Origin of the sequence: Pseudomonas sp. FG1 (assembly GCF_034313875.1) — a bacterium.
Taxonomy (GTDB): Bacteria; Pseudomonadota; Gammaproteobacteria; order Pseudomonadales; family Pseudomonadaceae; genus Aquipseudomonas; species Aquipseudomonas veronii.
In genome coordinates, this window is record NZ_JAVIWP010000001.1 from 847,224 (window position 1) to 864,063 (window position 16,840).

The 16,840-nt window shown below is 60.3% G+C and carries 15 protein-coding genes and 4 pseudogenes; 3 read left to right on the plus strand and 16 right to left on the minus strand.

Annotation, left to right across the window (positions count from 1 at the left end):
- Positions 1-46: 46 nt before the first annotated feature.
- Positions 47-1,012 carry a GlxA family transcriptional regulator gene (locus RGV59_RS04010; RefSeq protein ID WP_322246902.1) on the minus strand — a complete coding sequence of 322 codons (966 nt, stop codon included), beginning with the start codon at positions 1,010-1,012 and terminating at the stop codon, positions 47-49.
- Between the two features lie 250 nt (positions 1,013-1,262).
- On the opposite strand from RGV59_RS04010, the gene RGV59_RS04015 reads away from it, so the two are divergent.
- The gene (locus RGV59_RS04015; protein ID WP_017845076.1) at positions 1,263-1,904 is read left to right on the plus strand and encodes an HD domain-containing protein; all 642 of its coding nucleotides are present in this window, start codon (positions 1,263-1,265) and stop codon (positions 1,902-1,904) included.
- 120 nt (positions 1,905-2,024) lie between these two features.
- Here RGV59_RS04015 and RGV59_RS04020 read toward each other — a convergent pair.
- The 12 genes and pseudogenes from RGV59_RS04020 to RGV59_RS04075 all read right to left on the minus strand — a co-directional run.
- A pseudogene (locus RGV59_RS04020) lies at positions 2,025-2,126 on the minus strand (putrescine ABC transporter permease PotI); the annotation flags it as partial.
- A gap of 160 nt (positions 2,127-2,286) precedes the next feature.
- Positions 2,287-2,415, minus strand: a pseudogene (locus RGV59_RS04025) (putrescine ABC transporter permease PotI); the annotation flags it as partial.
- A gap of 158 nt (positions 2,416-2,573) precedes the next feature.
- Positions 2,574-2,702 (minus strand): annotated as a pseudogene (locus RGV59_RS04030) (putrescine ABC transporter permease PotI); the annotation flags it as partial.
- A gap of 126 nt (positions 2,703-2,828) precedes the next feature.
- Positions 2,829-2,930: pseudogene (locus tag RGV59_RS04035) on the minus strand (putrescine ABC transporter permease PotI); the annotation flags it as partial.
- Between the two features lie 135 nt (positions 2,931-3,065).
- Positions 3,066-3,950 carry an ABC transporter permease subunit gene (locus tag RGV59_RS04040; protein WP_046381717.1) on the minus strand — a complete coding sequence of 295 codons (885 nt, stop codon included), beginning with the start codon at positions 3,948-3,950 and terminating at the stop codon, positions 3,066-3,068.
- Entirely contained in the window at positions 3,947-4,867 is a 921-nt protein-coding gene (locus tag RGV59_RS04045; protein WP_017845077.1) for an ABC transporter permease subunit, read from the minus strand. Before RGV59_RS04045 ends, RGV59_RS04040 begins: the two co-directional genes overlap by 4 nt.
- The gene (locus RGV59_RS04050; protein WP_017845078.1) at positions 4,864-6,006 is read right to left on the minus strand and encodes an ABC transporter ATP-binding protein; all 1,143 of its coding nucleotides are present in this window, start codon (positions 6,004-6,006) and stop codon (positions 4,864-4,866) included. The genes RGV59_RS04045 and RGV59_RS04050 overlap by 4 nt, the downstream gene beginning before the upstream one ends.
- A 67-nt stretch (positions 6,007-6,073) precedes the next feature.
- The gene (locus tag RGV59_RS04055) at positions 6,074-7,168 is read right to left on the minus strand and encodes a polyamine ABC transporter substrate-binding protein (RefSeq protein WP_046487885.1); all 1,095 of its coding nucleotides are present in this window, start codon (positions 7,166-7,168) and stop codon (positions 6,074-6,076) included.
- Positions 7,169-7,407: 239 nt separating this feature from the next.
- The gene (locus tag RGV59_RS04060) at positions 7,408-8,502 is read right to left on the minus strand and encodes a polyamine ABC transporter substrate-binding protein (RefSeq protein ID WP_026139797.1); all 1,095 of its coding nucleotides are present in this window, start codon (positions 8,500-8,502) and stop codon (positions 7,408-7,410) included.
- A 207-nt stretch (positions 8,503-8,709) separates the two neighbouring features.
- Entirely contained in the window at positions 8,710-10,074 is a 1,365-nt protein-coding gene (locus RGV59_RS04065) for an aspartate aminotransferase family protein (RefSeq protein ID WP_017845081.1), read from the minus strand.
- Positions 10,075-10,132: 58 nt separating this feature from the next.
- Positions 10,133-11,491 (minus strand): glutamine synthetase family protein, encoded by a 1,359-nt coding sequence (locus tag RGV59_RS04070; protein WP_017845082.1) that lies wholly within the window; start codon positions 11,489-11,491, stop codon positions 10,133-10,135.
- Positions 11,492-11,609: 118 nt separating this feature from the next.
- The gene (locus RGV59_RS04075) at positions 11,610-11,882 is read right to left on the minus strand and encodes a glutamine amidotransferase (protein WP_128192375.1); all 273 of its coding nucleotides are present in this window, start codon (positions 11,880-11,882) and stop codon (positions 11,610-11,612) included.
- A 278-nt stretch (positions 11,883-12,160) separates the two neighbouring features.
- Here RGV59_RS04075 and RGV59_RS04080 point away from each other — a divergent pair, with 278 nt between their 5' ends.
- Positions 12,161-13,537 carry a glutamine synthetase family protein gene (locus RGV59_RS04080; RefSeq protein ID WP_026139798.1) on the plus strand — a complete coding sequence of 459 codons (1,377 nt, stop codon included), beginning with the start codon at positions 12,161-12,163 and terminating at the stop codon, positions 13,535-13,537.
- Positions 13,538-13,769: 232 nt separating this feature from the next.
- Positions 13,770-14,411, plus strand: a complete 642-nt coding sequence (locus RGV59_RS04085; protein ID WP_046381715.1) for a TetR/AcrR family transcriptional regulator — start codon at positions 13,770-13,772, stop codon at positions 14,409-14,411.
- Between the two features lie 586 nt (positions 14,412-14,997).
- Here RGV59_RS04085 and RGV59_RS04090 read toward each other — a convergent pair.
- The 3 genes from RGV59_RS04090 to ssuC are packed head-to-tail and all read right to left on the minus strand — an operon-like array spanning position 14,998 to position 16,833.
- The gene (locus RGV59_RS04090; protein WP_017845085.1) at positions 14,998-15,213 is read right to left on the minus strand and encodes a TOBE domain-containing protein; all 216 of its coding nucleotides are present in this window, start codon (positions 15,211-15,213) and stop codon (positions 14,998-15,000) included.
- Between the two features lie 28 nt (positions 15,214-15,241).
- Positions 15,242-16,048, minus strand: coding sequence for an aliphatic sulfonates ABC transporter ATP-binding protein (gene ssuB, locus RGV59_RS04095; RefSeq protein WP_322246903.1), 807 nt, complete (start codon positions 16,046-16,048; stop codon positions 15,242-15,244).
- Positions 16,045-16,833, minus strand: coding sequence for an aliphatic sulfonate ABC transporter permease SsuC (gene ssuC / locus RGV59_RS04100; RefSeq protein WP_046381713.1), 789 nt, complete (start codon positions 16,831-16,833; stop codon positions 16,045-16,047). Before ssuC ends, ssuB begins: the two co-directional genes overlap by 4 nt.
- Between the last annotated feature and the right edge of the window lie 7 nt (positions 16,834-16,840).

Consider the following 16,840-nt stretch of genomic DNA (forward strand, 5'->3'; position numbering starts at 1 on the left):
AACGCGGTCAAAATGTGGGAGGGGGCTTGTATCTGCGGTGTTGCACCTACACCGGTGCGGCGAAGTTGAGCCGGAACTGTTGCGGCGTCACCTCCAGTCGGCGGTTGAACACACTGCGCATGTGCTGGGCATCGCGAAACCCGCATTGATAGGCCACGGTCTTGAGCGGTGCGCGGCTGCTTTCGAGCATCACCCGCGCCGCATCCACCCGCGCCCGCTCGACGAACTCCGCCGGGGTGATCCGCGCTTCACGGGCGAACACCCGGGAGAAGTTGCGCGCACTCATATTGGCCGCGTTGGCCAGGTCCGCGATGGTCAGGTCGCCGGTCAGGTTCGCCAGCACATACACCTGCACCAGCGCCACCGCCGAGGTGGTTTCGGCGTGGGGCGTGAGGAACGGGCTGAACTGCGACTGCCCGCCCGCACGCTGGGTGAACACCACCAAGCGCTTGGCCACGCTCAACGCCACTTCCGGCCCGTGATCCTGGGCCAGCAGGTACAGCGACAGGTCGATCCCCGCCGTGACCCCGGCCGAGGTGTAGAGGTTGCCGTCCTGCATGTAGAGACGGTCGGCCTCGACCCGGGTGCTGGGGCACAACCGCGCCAGGTCGGCGGCATCGCCCCAATGGGTGGTGACGGTTTTCCCGTCGAGCAGGCCGGCGCGGGCCAGTATGAAGGCGCCGTTGCAAATCGAACCGAAGCGCTGCGCCCGCGCCGCGGCCCCGCGCAGCCAATCATCGAAGTGCGCGCCGAATTCCTCGAAAGGCAGCTGCGGCCCGCCGGCGACCAGAAGCAGGTCATAGGCTTGCAACGCTTCGCGGTAATGCCGATGGGCCTGCAACGACAGGCCGTTGGAACAGGCCATATTGCCGTGGTCCAGGCCGATCACGTCCAGCTGGTACCGGTCTTCGGGCGACAGGAAACGGTTCGCCTCGCAGAACACATCCATCGGGCCGGTCACGTCCAGTGACTGGACGCCGGGGAAAATCAGAATGCCGACGGTCTTGCTCATGAACAGGCACACCTTTACCTAACCGGATAAACACAGAACCCCTGTGGGAGGGGGCAAACGCCCTTCCACCTTTGGATTTTCGCAGGCTTCAAGGGTGATATCGCCAGCTACACCCTAGCCGACTTTCACTTGGCACGATGTAGCAGCACATTGGCCGACATCGCACCCTCGCTGCGATAGCCCCTTCCCCGGCGCGCGACCAGACTGGCTGCCTCGGCGCCACCCTGGCGCTTTCTTGCGGAGAACGACCATGAGCACCAGTATCGCCGGCATCAAGATCCCGGACAGCGCCCTGGCCAGGGCCACCACCGACTACATCCGCGATATCGAATCCGACCTGCTCTACCACCACTCGCGCCGGGTGTTTCTGTTCGGCGCGTTGAGCGGTGAGCGCAAGCAACTGGCCTATAACCCGGAGCTGCTTTACGTCGGCGCGATGTTCCATGACCTGGGCCTGGTCGAAGGCCATCGCAGCGACGACCAGCGTTTCGAAGTCGACGGTGCCAACGCGGCGGCGGACTTCCTCAAGCCGCATGGGCTGAGCGATGACGACATCGAACAGGTGTGGCTGTCCATCGCACTGCACACCACGCCGGGCGTGCCGCAGCATTTGCGGCCGACCGTGGCGCTGGTCACCGCCGGCGTCGAGATGGACGTGCTGGGCATGGACTACGCCGCATTTACCCCCGTGCAGCGCGAAGCCGTGGTGCATGCACATCCACGCGGTGAAGGGTTCAAGGAATGCATCATCTGCGCGTTCGCCGACGGCTTGCGCCATCGCCCGCAGACCACGTTCGGCAACGTGAAGACCGATGTGCTGGTGGATCAGGAGCCGGGGTTCAAGCCGATGAACTTTGTCGAGGTGATTCGCCAGTCGCCGTGGACGGCCTGATCAACCTGGAATGCGGTCAAAATGTGGGAGGGGGCTTGCCCCCTCCCACATTTGCACCGTGTCGGCCGTTAGACCGGCGCAGGCGCCCGACGCTTGTCCGGCTGCTGCCAGCCATCGGCTGGCCGCTTCTTCGATCGACAGGTCCAGCTCACGCAAGCGCGCCGACACCACCACCGCCACATACGCCGCGCAGAACGTGGTGTGGGCGATCCAGATGGTGACGGCCTGATCAACCTGGAATGCGGTCAAAATGTGGGAGGGGGCTTGCCCCCGATGGCGGTGGATCAGTCACAGCTTCAGTGACTGACACTCTGCTATCGAGGGCAAGCCCCCTCCCACATTTGCACCGTGTCGGCCATTAGACCGGCGCAGGCGCCCGACGCTTGTCCGGCTGCTGCCAGCCATCGGCGGCCGCTTCTTCGATCGACAGGTCCAGCTCGCGCAAGCGCGCCGACACCACCACCGCCACATACGCCGCGCAGAACGTGGTGTGGGCGATCCAGATGGTGACGGCCTGATCAACCTGGAATGCGGTCAAAATGTGGGAGGGGCTTGCCCCGATGGCGGTGGATCAGTCACAGCTTCAGTGACTGACACTCTGCTATCGGGGGCAAGCCCCCTCCCACATTTGCACCGTGTCGGCCATTAGACCGGCGCAGGCGCCCGACGTTTGTCCGGCTGCTGCCAGCCATCGGCGGCCGCTTCTTCGATCGACAGGTCCAGCTCGCGCAAGCGCGCCGACACCACCACCGCCACATACGCCGCGCAGAACGTGGTGTGGGCGATCCAGATGTGGACGGCCTGATCAACCTGGAACGCGGTCAAAATGTGGGAGGGGCTTGCCCCCTCCCACATTTGCACCGTGTCGGCCGTTAGACCGGCGCAGGCGCCCGACGTTTGTCCGGCTGCTGCCAGCCATCGGCTGGCCGCTTCTTCGATCGACAGGTCCAGCTCACGCAAGCGCACCGACACCACCACCGCCACATACGCCGCGCAGAACGTGGTGTGGGCGATCCAGATGGTGACGGCCTGATCAACCTGGAACGCGGTCAAAATGTGGGAGGGGCTTGCCCCCGATAGCAGTGGATCAGTCACAGCTTCAGTGACTGACACTCTGCTATCGGGGGCAAGCCCCCTCCCACATTTGCACCGTGTCGGCCATTAGACCGGCGCAGGCGCCCGACGTTTGTCCGGCTGCTGCCAGCCATCGGCGGCCGCTTCTTCGATCGCTTGCTGGATCGCCTTCTTGCGCATCTCTTCGGCACGTCGGCTGAAGAACCACACCAGGAAAGTCACCAACGACACCGCCAGCAGAATCAGGCTGGCCACGGCGTTGATCTCCGGTTTGACCCCCAGGCGCACCGCCGAGAAGACTTCCATCGGCAAGGTGGTCGAACCCGGGCCCGACACGAAGCTGGCGAGTACCAGGTCATCGAGGGACAGCGCGAAGGACATCATCCCACCCGCCGCCAACGACGGCGCGATCATCGGGATGGTGATCAGGAAGAACACCTTCCACGGCCGCGCGCCCAGGTCCATCGCCGCTTCTTCGATCGACAGGTCCAGCTCACGCAAGCGCGCCGACACCACCACAGCCACATACGCCGCGCAGAACGTGGTGTGGGCGATCCAGATGGTGACGATGCCACGTTCCTGGGGCCAACCGATCATCTGCGCCATCGCCACGAACAGCAGCAACAGCGACAGACCGGTGATCACCTCGGGCATGACCAACGGCGCGGTCACCAGGCCGCCGAACAGCGTGCGGCCCTTGAACTGGCTGATGCGCGTCAGCACGAACGCCGCCAATGTACCCAGCGCCACGGCCGCGATGGCCGTGTAGCAGGCGATTTCCAGGGAACGCGCCACCGAGCCCATCAACTGGGTGTTGTCCAGCAGGCCCACGTACCACTTGATCGACCAACCGCCCCACACCGTCACCAGCTTGGATTCGTTGAACGAGTAGATCACCAGGATCAGCATCGGCAGGTAGATGAACAACAACCCCGCCACCAGCATGAAGCTTGAGAAACTGACGCGCTTCATATCTTGCCCTCCATCTCTTTGGCTTGGCTGCGGTTGAACAGGATGATCGGCACGATCAGGATCGCCAGCATCACCACCGCCAGGGCAGAAGCCACCGGCCAGTCACGGTTGTTGAAGAATTCTTGCCACAACACTTTACCGATCATCAGGGTTTCCGGGCCGCCGAGCAGTTCCGGGATCACGAACTCGCCCACCACCGGGATGAAGACCAGCATGCAACCGGCGATGATGCCGTTCTTGGACAGCGGCACGGTGATCTTCCAGAAGCTGTTGAACGTGCTCGAACCCAGGTCCGAGGCAGCCTCCAGCAGGCTCTGGTCGTGTTTCACCAGGTTGGCGTACAGCGGCAGGATCATGAACGGCAGGTACGAATAGACCACGCCGATATACACCGCGATATTAGTGTTGAGGATCTGCAGCGGCTCGTTGATCAGCCCGATATACATCAGGAAGCTGTTGAGCAAGCCGTTGTTGCTGAGGATGCCCATCCACGCGTACACGCGGATCAGGATCGCGGTCCAGGTCGGCATCATGATCAGCAGCACGAGGACGGTCTGCATCTCTTTGCGCGCACTGGCAATCGCGTAGGCCATCGGGTAGCCGATCAACAGGCACAGCAGCGTGCTGAAGAACGCCATCTTCAGCGAGCCCAGGTACGCGGCGATGTACAACTCATCGTCGCCGAGCATCGCGTAGTTGGCCAGGTTCAGCACCAGTTGCAGCTTCTGCTCAACGAAGGTGTAGATCTCGGTGTAAGGCGGGATCGCCACGTCGGCTTCGGCAAAGCTGATCTTCAGGACGATGAAGAACGGCAGCATGAAGAACAGGAACAGCCAGAGGAAAGGGATCCCGATGACCACATGCCGGCCACCGGGGGTTATTCGTTGCAGCTGGCGCTTGAATTTTTTCATGTTCATGAGCGAAGTACCACGCCGCTGTCGTCTTCCCACCACACGTACACCTGATCACCCCAGGTTGGGCGCTGGCCACGGCGTTCGGCGTTGGCGACGAAGGATTGCACGAGCTTGCCGCTCGGCAACTCGACGTAGAATACCGAGTGGCCGCCGAGGTAGGCGATGTCGTGGACCTTGCCGCTGGACCAGTTGTGCTCGCAGGTCGGCATTTGAGTGGTGACCAGCAGTTTTTCCGGGCGGATGGCGTAGGTCACCGACTTGTCTTCCACCGAGGTGGCGATGCCGTAGCCGACGTAGATGTCACGGTCCAGGTCCGGGCACTTGAGCACTGCGTGGCCTTCAGCGTCGTCGACCACCTGGGTGTCGAAGATGTTGACGTTGCCGATGAACTCGCACACCAGGCGGCTGGTCGGCGTCTCGTAGATGTCGACCGGGCTGCCGATCTGCGCGATCCAGCCCAGGTGCATGATCGCGATGCGCTCGGCCATGGTCATGGCCTCTTCCTGGTCGTGAGTCACCATCACGCAGGTCACGCCGACGCGCTCGATGATTTCCACCAGTTCCAGCTGCATCTGCGAACGCAGTTTCTTGTCCAGCGCCCCCATCGGTTCATCGAGCAGCAGCAGTTTCGGGCGCTTGGCCAGGGAACGGGCCAGGGCCACACGCTGGCGCTGGCCACCGGACAACTGGTGCGGCTTGCGCTTGGCGTACTGGCTCATCTGCACCAGCTTGAGCATCTCGGCCACGCGGGCGTCGACTTCGGCCTTGGGGATCTTGTCCTGTTGCAGGCCAAACGCGATGTTCTGCGCCACGGTCATGTGCGGGAACAGCGCGTAGGACTGGAACATCATGTTGATCGGCCGCTCGTAGGGCGGCATGTCGGTGATGTCCACACCGTCGAGGTAAATGCGACCCTCGGTTGGGCGCTCGAAACCTGCGAGCATGCGCAACAAGGTGGATTTGCCCGAACCCGAACCGCCGAGCAAGGCGAAGATCTCGCCTTTCTTGATTTCCAGGGACACATCGTCCACGGCAATCGTCTCGTCGAACTTCTTCGTGACCCGGTCGATTTTGACCAGCACCTTTTTCGGTGTCTGGTCGCCCTCGAGGGCTTTCTTATAGGCGCCGGAGGCAACTGCCATTTACGAAACTCCCAAAAAAAAAGAGTGCAGTTCGCCCGACGCGGGCGAACCCAGGATAGTTTGAGCCTTACTTGCCCGTCTTGACCTTGGTCCAGCTACGGGTCATTAAACGCTGCACTTTCGGGGGTAGCTCGAAGTTGACAAATGTCCGGTCGAGAACCGCCTGCGGTGGGTAAACCGCTTCGTCGGTGCGTATCGATTGCTCCATCAGTGCGTCCGCCCCTGGGTTAGGGTTGGCATAACCGACGTAATCACTGACCTGAGCGATAACCTCAGGTTGCAGTAAATAGTTGATGAAGGCGTGGGCTTCTTTAACGTTGGCCGCGTCCTTGGGGATCGCCAGCACGTCAAACCACAGGTTGCCGCCTTCTTTCGGAATCGCGTAGGCGATGTTCACGCCCTTGCCCGCCTCGGCTGCGCGGGCCTTGGCCTGGAACACATCGCCGGAGAACCCGGCCGCCACGCAGATGTTGCCGTTGGCCAGGTCGGAGATGTATTTGGAAGAATGGAAGTAGGTCACATAAGGCCGCACTTTCAGCAGTTTCGCTTCGGCCTTCTTGTAGTCTTCGGGGTTCTCGCTGTTGGGGTTCAGGCCCATATAGTTGAGCACCGCCGGCAGCATTTCATCTGCCGAGTCCATGAAGGACACGCCGCACGTCGCGAGCTTCTTCATGTTTTCCGGCTCGAACAGCACGGCCCAGGAGTCGATCTTGTCGACGCCCAGCACTTCTTTGACTTTATCGACGTTGTAACCGATGCCGTTGGTGCCCCACAGGTACGGCACGGCGTATTGGTTGCCCGGGTCGTTCTTTTCCAGGCGCTTGAGCAGCGCCGGGTCGAGGTTGGCGTAGTGAGTCAGCAACGACTTGTCGAGCTTCTGGAACGCCCCGGCCTTGATCTGTTTGCCAAGGAAGTGATTGGACGGCACCACCACGTCGTAACCGGTACGTCCGGCCAGCAACTTGCCTTCCAGGGTTTCGTTGGAATCAAACACGTCATACACAGGCTTGATACCGGAGGCCTTTTCAAAGTTGGCCAGGGTGTCGGGGCCGATGTAGTCCGACCAGTTATAAACATGCACAGTCGATGCGGCCTGCACGCTGACAGCCAGCGTGATACCGGCACCTACCAGCAAGGCTTGGCGAAATAAAGAAAATGGCAAGTGGAGGTCCTCTTAAATAGTTGGGCCCAAAGTTGTTGCCCGGCAACAAAACCGGCGCGCAACTTACCCTCGATAAACCGATCCGGCAAAACTTTCTGTCATTTAATTACTGTACGGCTGCCGCTCTTTGTAGGAGCGAGCTTGCTCGCGAAGAACTCACAGGCAACGCGGGCGACCAGAGGCGCTGCGTTATCGTTGAGGATTTTCGCGAGCAAGCTCGCTCCTACAGGTTACCTCGCTTACTTACCGGATTTGATTTTGGTCCAGCTACGGGTCATTTCACGCTGAGTCGCTGCCGGCAAGTCGGCAATGGCATACAGCTTGGCTTGCACGTCCGCTGGCGGGTAGATGCCTGGGTCGCTGGTGATGTCTTTGTCGACCAATGCGGTGGCTTTCTCGTTACCGTTCGGGAAACGCACGCTGTTGGTGATCGCAGCCATGACTTTCGGCTCGAGCAGGTAGTTCATGAACTTGTAGGCCGCTTCGACGTTTTCGGCATCTTTAGGGATGGCGACCATGTCATAGAAACTGCCGGCGCCTTCCTTCGGAATGTCATACGCCACTTTGACCTTGCCACCGGCTTCAGCCGCGCGGGATTTGGCCTGCTGGATGTCACCCGAGTAACCCACGGCTACGCAGATGTTGCCGTTGGCCAGGTCGGAGATGTACTTGGACGAGTGGAAGTAGCCGATCGAAGGACGGATCTTCAGGAACAGGTCTTCAGCTTGCTTGAGGTCGGCTTTCTTCTGGCTGTCGGTCGGCAGGCCCAGGTAATGCAGCGCGATCGGCAGCATTTCGGTTGGCGAATCGAGGAAGCTCACACCGCAGCTCTTGAGCTTGGCGATGTTTTCCGGCTTGAGCAGGATGTCCCACGAATCGATCTTGTCGACGCCCAGCGCGGCCTTGACCTTCTCCGGGTTGTAACCGATGCCGATCGAACCCCACATGTACGGGAAAGCGTGCTTGTTGTCCGGGTCGCTGACCGACACGGCCTTGAGCAGCGACGTGTTCAGGTTTTCGTAGTTGGACAGCTTGGACTTGTCCAGCTCCTGGTAGACGCCGGCCTTGATCTGCTTGGCGAGGAAGTTGTTCGACGGTACGACGATGTCGTAACCGGACTTGCCTGCCAGCAACTTGGCTTCAAGGGTCTCGTTGCTGTCAAATACGTCGTACACCACTTTGATGCCCGACTCTTTTTCAAAGTTGGCGATGGTGTCCGGAGCAATGTAGTCGGACCAGTTATAGATGTGCAGCACTTTATCGTCTGCCTGGGCCGCGCCCGCCATTGCGCCCATCAGGGACAACGCGAGGAGGGTCTTGCCAGCGTTCTTCAAACCTAATGCCTTCATTTGGTGATGCTCCAATTTTCTTTTTTGGGCCGCAGCATGCTTCATCGATATACAGCTGTTCGGCAGCCCGTCGAAGGGCAGCAAAACAGGACTACAGTCTGGCAAGTTAGGGGGCCGGCTTTCAACTAACCCCCCACTTTTATAACTGCCCGAACGCAGCGCCCGAGAGTCACTGCGCTCTGAGCCTAGCACTTAGCCCTGCAATGCCGCCAAAGTCAGGTCCAGGCAATGACGAGCCTTGGTCACCAGCTCGTCGATTTCGGTCTTGCTGATCACCAGCGGCGGCGAAATGATCATGGTGTCACCCACGGCGCGCATGATCAGGCCATTCTCGAAGCAGAAGGTTCGGCAGATCATGCCAACACCGCGGCCTTCGTAACGCTTGCGCGTCGCTTTGTCCTGAACCAGTTCAATCGCACCGAGCATGCCGACACCACGCACTTCACCCACCAACGGATGATCAGCCAGCTCCCTCAGACGTTTCTGCAAATACGGTGCCGTTTCATCATGCACACGCTTAATAATTTGTTCATCGCGCATGATGCGGATGTTTTCCAGGGCGACCGCCGCGGCCACCGGGTGACCGGAGTAGGTGAAGCCGTGGTTGAAATCGCCGCCTTCATTCAGCACCGCCACCACCTCGTCGCGCACGATCAGGCCACCCATCGGGATGTAGCCCGAGGTCAGGCCCTTGGCGATGGTCATCATGTCCGGCTTGAGGTCGTAGAAATCGCTGCCGAACCACTCGCCGGTACGGCCGAAACCGCAGATCACCTCGTCGGCGACGAACAGGATGTCGTACTTGGCGAGGATTTCCTTGATGCGCGGCCAGTAGCTGTCCGGCGGCACGATCACGCCACCGGCGCCCTGGATCGGCTCGGCAATGAAGGCACCGACGTTGTCCACGCCCAGTTCCAGAATCTTCGCCTCCAGCTGGTTGGCGGCCCACACGCCGAACTCTTCTGGGCTCATGTCGCCGCCTTCGCCAAACCAGTACGGCTGGGCGATGTGGACGATGCCCGGGATCGGCAGATCGCCCTGCTCATGCATATAAGTCATGCCGCCGAGGCTGGCGCCGGCCACGGTGGAGCCGTGGTAGCCATTCTTGCGGCTGATGATGATTTTCTTGTTCGGCTGGCCCTTGATCGCCCAATAGTGGCGGACCATGCGCAACATGGTGTCGTTACCTTCGGAGCCGGAACCGGTGAAGAACACGTGGTTCATGCCGGCCGGTGCAACGTCGGAGATCGCCTTGGCCAGTTCCAGCACCGGCGGGTGGGCGGTCTGGAAGAACAGGTTGTAGTACGGCAGTTCTTTCATCTGCTTGGCGGCGGCGTCAGCCAGTTCATCGCGACCGTAACCGATCGCCACGCACCACAGGCCGGCCATGCCGTCGAGGATCTTGTTGCCTTCGCTGTCCCACAAGTAAACACCGTGGGCTTTAGTAATGATCCGTGGGCCTTTCTCTTTCAACTGCTTGAAGTCGCTGAACGGCGCCAGGTGGTGATCACTGCTCAAGGCTTGCCATTCACGGGTTTGCGGGTTGTTGCTGGACATACCAATCTCCTAGACTTTTCAGTGGAGGGCGCGCCGTTCAACGGGCGCGCCCGGCGCATCAGACGGCGAAGAGCAGGAACTCCCGCTCCCACGAACTGATCACGCGCTTGAAGTTTTCATGCTCGGCCCGCTTGACCGCGACGTAGCCAGTGATGAATTTGTGACCCAGGTATTTCTCGATGGTCTTGCTGTTTTCCATGCGCTCCAGCGCGTCTTCGATGGTCAACGGCAGGCGCAGGTTGCGCCGCTCGTAACCACGGCCGACGACCGGCGCGCTTGGGTTGTGCCCTTCGACCATGCCGATGTAGCCGCACAACAGGCTGGCGGCGATCGCCAGGTACGGGTTGGCGTCTGCGCCCGGCAGGCGGTTTTCCACGCGACGGTTCTGCGGGCCGGCATCCGGTACGCGCAGGCCGACGGTGCGGTTTTCTTCGCCCCACTCCACGTTCACCGGTGCCGAAGTGTCCGGCAGGAAGCGGCGGAACGAGTTCACGTTGGGGGCGAACAGCGGCAGCAATTCGGGGATGAATTTCTGCAGGCCACCAATGTGGTTGAGGAACAGTTGGCTCATGGTCCCGTCTTCATTGGAGAAGACGTTCTTGCCGGTAGCGATGTCGATGATGCTCTGGTGCAGGTGCATCGCGCTGCCGGGCTCGCCGGTCATCGGCTTGGCCATGAAGGTGGCGGCCACGTCGTGCTTGAGCGCGGCTTCACGCATGGTGCGCTTGAACACCAGGATCTGGTCGGCCAGGGACAGCGCGTCGCCGTGACGGAAGTTGATTTCCATCTGCGCCGTGCCGTCCTCGTGGATCAGGGTGTCGAGGTCCAGCTCCTGCAGTTCGCACCAGTCGTAGACGTCCTCGAACAGCGGGTCGAATTCGTTGGCCGCTTCTATAGAGAACGACTGCCGACCGGTTTCCGGGCGCCCGGAACGGCCGATCGGCGGTTGCAGCGGGAAGTCCGGGTCTTCGCAGCGCTTGGTCAGGTAGAACTCCATCTCCGGCGCCACGATCGGCTGCCAGCCTTTGTCGGCGTAGAGCTTGAGGACTTTCTTGAGCACGTTGCGCGGCGACAGCTCGATCGGGTTGCCTTGCTTGTCGTAGGTATCGTGGATCACCTGGGCGGTAGGCTCGATGGCCCACGGCACCAGGAACACCGCGTTCTGGTCGGGGCGGCAGATCATGTCGATGTCGGCCGGGTCGAGCAATTCGTAATAGATGTCGTCTTCGACATAGTCGCCGGTCACGGTCTGCAACAGAACGCTCTCGGGCAGACGCATGCCTTTCTCGGCGATGAACTTGTTGGTCGGCGAGATCTTGCCCCGGGTGATACCGGTGAGGTCGCCAATCATGCATTCGACTTCTGTGATCTTGTGGTCTTTCAACCAATCGGTGAGCTGGTCGAGGTTGTTACTCATAAATGCCTCTGGGCTGGGTTTCCTGACGTTCATTAAAGGTCAGGCGTCGGTTGACGCATCGGCGTCGCTGGTTCATCAGAGTGGGAGCTTAACCGCCATTTGGGGTGCCGTTGCACTCCTAAAGCAAAAGGCTTGCCTCCCGTGCAGGATAATGAGCGGCAACTGCAAAAAAGGCAGGACCGGCGTCATGAAAAGGGCGAGTACAAGAAAATGAACGGGGCACGCGAACAGCGTCCTGGCCGTCAAGAATAATGGCCGGATCGAAGGGGCTTATCGGGGATGGAATCATCAATGGGAATGCGCGTTCGCAACATTCGACACGGATCTGAAAAGCATGCAGACCGACCTGTTTCGCGCAGGTGGTGATGCCGATTAACGGCAGGCCAGACATGAAGCACCCCGGTATTATTGCTGTTATGGGTTTGAATCGAGCTTAGCCTTGTTCATTTTTTTACACAACACCCCCGTAAAAAATACAACACGGCCCGCTCAAGCCTGCTAGTCCCAAGCCGGGCAACCGGGTAAAACCGCCCCAAAAAGCCCCAAAAAAGCCCTCGTGGCGCTTTTTTGGGGCAAAAAAGGCCTCGCTTGACTTCGGCATGCCGTTCGGGTTGACTGAAACCTGAAAAGATCAATGATTGATATTTTTAACAACAAAGGTGTTGCATCATGTCGGTACCCCCGCGTGCCGTTCAGCTTAACGAAGCGAACGCGTTCCTTAAGGATCATCCTGAGGTTCTGTACGTAGACCTTCTAATTGCGGATATGAATGGTGTGGTGCGCGGTAAGCGCATCGAACGCACCAGCCTCCACAAGGTTTACGAGAAAGGCATTAACTTGCCTGCCTCTTTATTTGCCCTGGATATCAACGGCTCAACGGTGGAAAGCACCGGCCTGGGCCTGGACATCGGTGATGCTGACCGAATCTGTTATCCAATCCCCGACACCCTGTGCAATGAACCTTGGCAAAAGCGCCCGACCGCGCAACTGCTGATGACCATGCACGAAATTGAAGGTGAACCTTTCTTCGCCGATCCGCGCGAAGTACTGCGTCAGGTCGTAAGCAAATTCGACGACCTCGGTCTGACTATCTGCGCTGCCTTCGAGCTTGAGTTCTACCTGATCGACCAGGAGAACGTGAACGGCCGCCCACAACCGCCCCGCTCGCCGATCTCCGGCAAACGCCCGCACTCGACACAGGTCTACCTGATCGACGACCTCGACGAATATGTCGACTGCCTCCAGGACATCCTGGAAGGTGCCAAAGAGCAAGGCATCCCGGCTGATGCCATCGTCAAGGAAAGTGCCCCGGCGCAGTTCGAAGTGAACCTGCACCACGTGGCCGACCCGATCAAGGCCTGCGACTACGCTGTACTGCTCAAGCGCCTGATCAAGAACATCGCCTACGACCATGAGATGGACACCACCTTCATGGCCAAGCCTTACCCAGGCCAGGCAGGCAACGGTTTGCACGTACACATTTCGATCCTGGACAAGGACGGCAAGAACATCTTTGCCAGCGAGGATCCCGAGCAGAACGCCGCATTGCGTCACGCGATCGGCGGTGTGCTGGAGACCCTACCCGCCCAGATGGCGTTCCTGTGCCCCAACGTCAACTCCTACCGTCGTTTCGGCGCACAGTTCTACGTGCCGAACTCGCCGTGCTGGGGCCTGGACAACCGCACCGTGGCGATCCGCGTGCCGACCGGCGCGGCCGACTCCGTGCGTATCGAACACCGCGTGGCCGGTGCCGATGCCAACCCCTACCTGTTGATGGCTTCGGTCCTGGCGGGCGTACACCACGGCCTGACCAACAAGATCGAACCGGGCGCGCCAGTGGAAGGCAACAGCTACGAGCAGAACGAACAAAGCCTGCCGAACAACCTGCGCGATGCCCTGCGCGAGTTGGATGACAGCGAGGTGATGGCCAAGTACATCGATCCTAAATACATCGATATCTTCGTCGCCTGTAAGGAAAGTGAGCTGGAAGAGTTCGAACACTCCATCTCCGACCTTGAGTACAACTGGTACCTGCATACCGTGTAAGCGCTGGTTGCACTGAAAAAACGTCGCAGGCCTTTGGTCTGTGGCGTTTTTTTATGGGTTGCTTTTGGTAGACCGAGTTGGCCGCCATCGGGAGCAAGCTCCCTCCCACATTTGAACGAGTTTTCCTGAAGAAACCGGTTCGAGTGTGAGAGGGAGCTTGCTCCCGATGGCGGCCTGGCAGACAACACCAGCTCCTGCTCATACAATGCCCGCTGCCTTGTAGGAGACTTCCATGACCACCCGCCCCGCCGCCCCTCGCAAACCCCGCGCCCGCAGCCAGGCCCGGATCGACGCGATCCTCGACGCCGCCCGCACGTTGCTGGCGTCCGAAGGCGTGGCCGGTTTGTCGATCTACAGCGTGGCCGAGCGCGCACAGATTCCGCCGTCGTCGGTGTACCACTTTTTCGCCAGTGTGCCGGCGCTGCTGGAAGCGTTGACCGCTGACGTCCATGCGGCATTCCGCGCCGCAATCCAGGCGCCCATCGCGCATGATTCACTCAAGTATTGGCGCGACCTGTCTTACATCGTCGAACAGCGCATGCTCACCATCTACAGCAACGACGCCGCCGCCCGCCAGCTGATCCTGACCCAGCACGGGCTGACCGAAGTGAATCAGGCCGACCGCCAGCACGATCTGGAGTTGGGTGACTTGATGCTGGCCGTGTTCAACCGGCATTTCGAAGTGCCGACCCTGCCTGCCGATGTGGACGTGTTCGCGCTGGCGCTGGAATTGAGTGATCGCGTGTATGCGCGTTCGGTGCATCAGCATGGGCTGATCACGCCGCGCATGGCTGAGGAAGGCATGCGCGTGTTCGATGCGTATGTGGGGCTTTATCTGCCGGCGTATTTGCCCAAGCGGGGCGTCACTGTCTGATGGATGTGTTGTCTGGCAGGGCCTCATCGGGAGCAAGCTCCCTCCCACATGTGACCGAGTTTTCCTGAAGAAACCGGTTCGAATATGGGAGGGAGCTTGCTCCCACATGTGATCGAGTTTTCCTGAAGAAACCGGTTCGAATGTGGGAGGGAGCTTGCTCCCACATGTGACCGAGTTTTCCTGAAGAAACCGGTTCGAATGTGGGAGGGAGCTTGCTCCCACATGTGATCGAGTTTTCCTGAAGAAACCGGTTCGAATGTGGGAGGGAGCTTGCTCCCACATGTGATCGAGTTTTCCTGAAGAAACCGGTTCGAATGTGGGAGGGAGCTTGCTCCCACATGTGACCGAGTTTTCCTGAAGAAACCGGTTCGAATGTGGGAGGGAGCTTGCTCCCACATGTGACCGAGTTTTCCTGAAGAAACCGGTTCGAATGTGGGAGGGAGCTTGCTCCCACATGTGACCGAGTTTTCCTGAAGAAACCGGTTCGAATTTGGGAGGGAGCTTGCTCCCACATGTGACCGAGTTTTCCTGAAGAAACCGGTTCGAATGTGGGAGGGAGCTTGCTCCCGATAGCGCCCTCAAGTGATCACAACTTGGCGATCGACACCTCGGTGGATTTGACGAAGGCAATCACCTCGCTGCCGATCACCAGCTCCAACTCCTTGACCGAACGGGTGGTGATCACCGACGTCACGATCCCGGACGCGGTCTGCACGTCGATTTCCGAGAGCACGTCGCCTTCGACGATTTCCTTGACGGTGCCTTTGAACTGGTTACGCACGTTGATGGCTTTGATAGTCATGTCGTTTTTCCTTCGTGGGACAAGTGAGTTATTGCGCCCACCGCAATTGCGTAGGCAACGGTGAAACAGGTTCGGGTTCCGGCGGGGTGCCGGGCAGCGACAGCACACGGTTGAGCACCTGCGCTTCGAGCGCGGCCAGGCGATGCGAGCCTCGGGCGCGTGGACGCGGCAGGTCGACAATCAGGTCGAGGCCGATTTCGCCGTCTTCGATCAGGATCACCCGGTCGGCAATGGCCACGGCTTCGCTGACGTCGTGGGTTACCAGCAACACGGTGAAACCATGCTTCTGCCAGAGGCTTTCGATCAGTTGCTGCATCTCGATGCGGGTCAACGCATCCAGCGCGCCCAACGGCTCATCGAGCAACAACAGACGCGGCTGATGAATCAACGCACGCGCCAGGGCCACACGCTGCTTCTGGCCACCGGACAAGGCCGCCGGCCACTCATTCGCACGCTCGGCCAGGCCGACCGCTTCGAGCGCTTCCAGTGCCTTGGGACGCCAGTTGCCCTTGAGGCCGAGGCCGACGTTGTCGATGATCTTTTTCCACGGCAGCAGACGCGCTTCCTGGAACATCAACCGCGTGTCTTCGATCGCCTCGCCAAGCGGCGCGGAGCCGGCCAGCAGCTCACCGCTGCTGGCCTTGTCGAGGCCGGCGAGCAGGCGCAGCAAGGTACTTTTACCGCAGCCACTGCGGCCGACCACGGCAACGAACTGGCCCGCCGGAATATGCAGGTCGATGCCCTTGAGCACTTCCCGCGCGCCAAAGGCCTTGCGCAATTTGCGCACCGCCAGGGGAATCCCCTTCAGCAGGCGCGGAGGTTGTTGAGCGGTCATGCCGCACCTCCTTTATTCACTTGATAAGCCGGATGCCAGCGCAGCCACACACGCTCCAAGCCGCGCGCCGCGAGGTCGGCCAGCTTGCCGAGAATCGCGTACATGACGATGGCCAGCACTACCACGTCGGTTTGCAGGAATTCACGGGCGTTCATCGCCAGGTAACCGATACCGGAACTGGCCGAAATGGTTTCCGCCACGATCAGCGTCAGCCACATGAAGCCCAGGGCAAAACGCACGCCCACCAGGATCGACGGCAGCGCGCCCGGCAGGATCACCTGGCGGAACAGGCTGAAGCCAGACAAGCCGTAGCTGCGGGCCATTTCCACCAGTGCCGGGTCGACGTTGCGGATGCCGTGGTAGGTGTTGAGGTAGATCGGGAACAGCGTGCCGAGGGCGACCAGGAAAATCTTCGCGGTCTCGTCAATGCCGAACCACAGGATCACCAGCGGGATCAACGCCAGGTGCGGCACGTTGCGGATCATCTGCACCGAGCTGTCCAGCAGGCGCTCGCCCCACGTCGACAGGCCGGTGATAAAGCCCAGGGCCAGACCGATGCTACCACCGATCACAAACCCCAGGCCCGCGCGCCAGCCGCTGATGGCCAGGTGCGTCCAGATTTCACCGCTGCGTACCAGGTTGACCCCGGCCTCGATCACCGCGCTCGGCGCCGGCAGAATCCGCGTCGACAACCAACCCGCCGACACCGACAACTGCCACACCGCCAACAGCAACACCGGCAGCACCCAAGGCGCCACGCGATGGCTCAGTTTTTCCACATTCATGGCCCCA

What these genes read in the sequence shown, in the direction of transcription:
- RGV59_RS04010 (WP_322246902.1), bottom strand. Translation starts at nt 1,012, where the DNA reads ATGAGCAAGACCGTCGGCATTCTGATTTTCCCCGGCGTCCAGTCACTG.
- RGV59_RS04015 (WP_017845076.1), top strand. Translation starts at nt 1,263, where the DNA reads ATGAGCACCAGTATCGCCGGCATCAAGATCCCGGACAGCGCCCTGGCC.
- RGV59_RS04040 (WP_046381717.1), bottom strand. Translation starts at nt 3,950, where the DNA reads ATGAAGCGCGTCAGTTTCTCAAGCTTCATGCTGGTGGCGGGGTTGTTG.
- RGV59_RS04045 (WP_017845077.1), bottom strand. Translation starts at nt 4,867, where the DNA reads ATGAACATGAAAAAATTCAAGCGCCAGCTGCAACGAATAACCCCCGGT.
- RGV59_RS04050 (WP_017845078.1), bottom strand. Translation starts at nt 6,006, where the DNA reads ATGGCAGTTGCCTCCGGCGCCTATAAGAAAGCCCTCGAGGGCGACCAG.
- RGV59_RS04065 (WP_017845081.1), bottom strand. Translation starts at nt 10,074, where the DNA reads ATGTCCAGCAACAACCCGCAAACCCGTGAATGGCAAGCCTTGAGCAGT.
- RGV59_RS04070 (WP_017845082.1), bottom strand. Translation starts at nt 11,491, where the DNA reads ATGAGTAACAACCTCGACCAGCTCACCGATTGGTTGAAAGACCACAAG.
- RGV59_RS04075 (WP_128192375.1), bottom strand. Translation starts at nt 11,882, where the DNA reads ATGTCTGGCCTGCCGTTAATCGGCATCACCACCTGCGCGAAACAGGTC.
- RGV59_RS04080 (WP_026139798.1), top strand. Translation starts at nt 12,161, where the DNA reads ATGTCGGTACCCCCGCGTGCCGTTCAGCTTAACGAAGCGAACGCGTTC.
- RGV59_RS04085 (WP_046381715.1), top strand. Translation starts at nt 13,770, where the DNA reads ATGACCACCCGCCCCGCCGCCCCTCGCAAACCCCGCGCCCGCAGCCAG.
- RGV59_RS04090 (WP_017845085.1), bottom strand. Translation starts at nt 15,213, where the DNA reads ATGACTATCAAAGCCATCAACGTGCGTAACCAGTTCAAAGGCACCGTC.
- ssuB (WP_322246903.1), bottom strand. Translation starts at nt 16,048, where the DNA reads ATGACCGCTCAACAACCTCCGCGCCTGCTGAAGGGGATTCCCCTGGCG.
- ssuC (WP_046381713.1), bottom strand. Translation starts at nt 16,833, where the DNA reads ATGAATGTGGAAAAACTGAGCCATCGCGTGGCGCCTTGGGTGCTGCCG.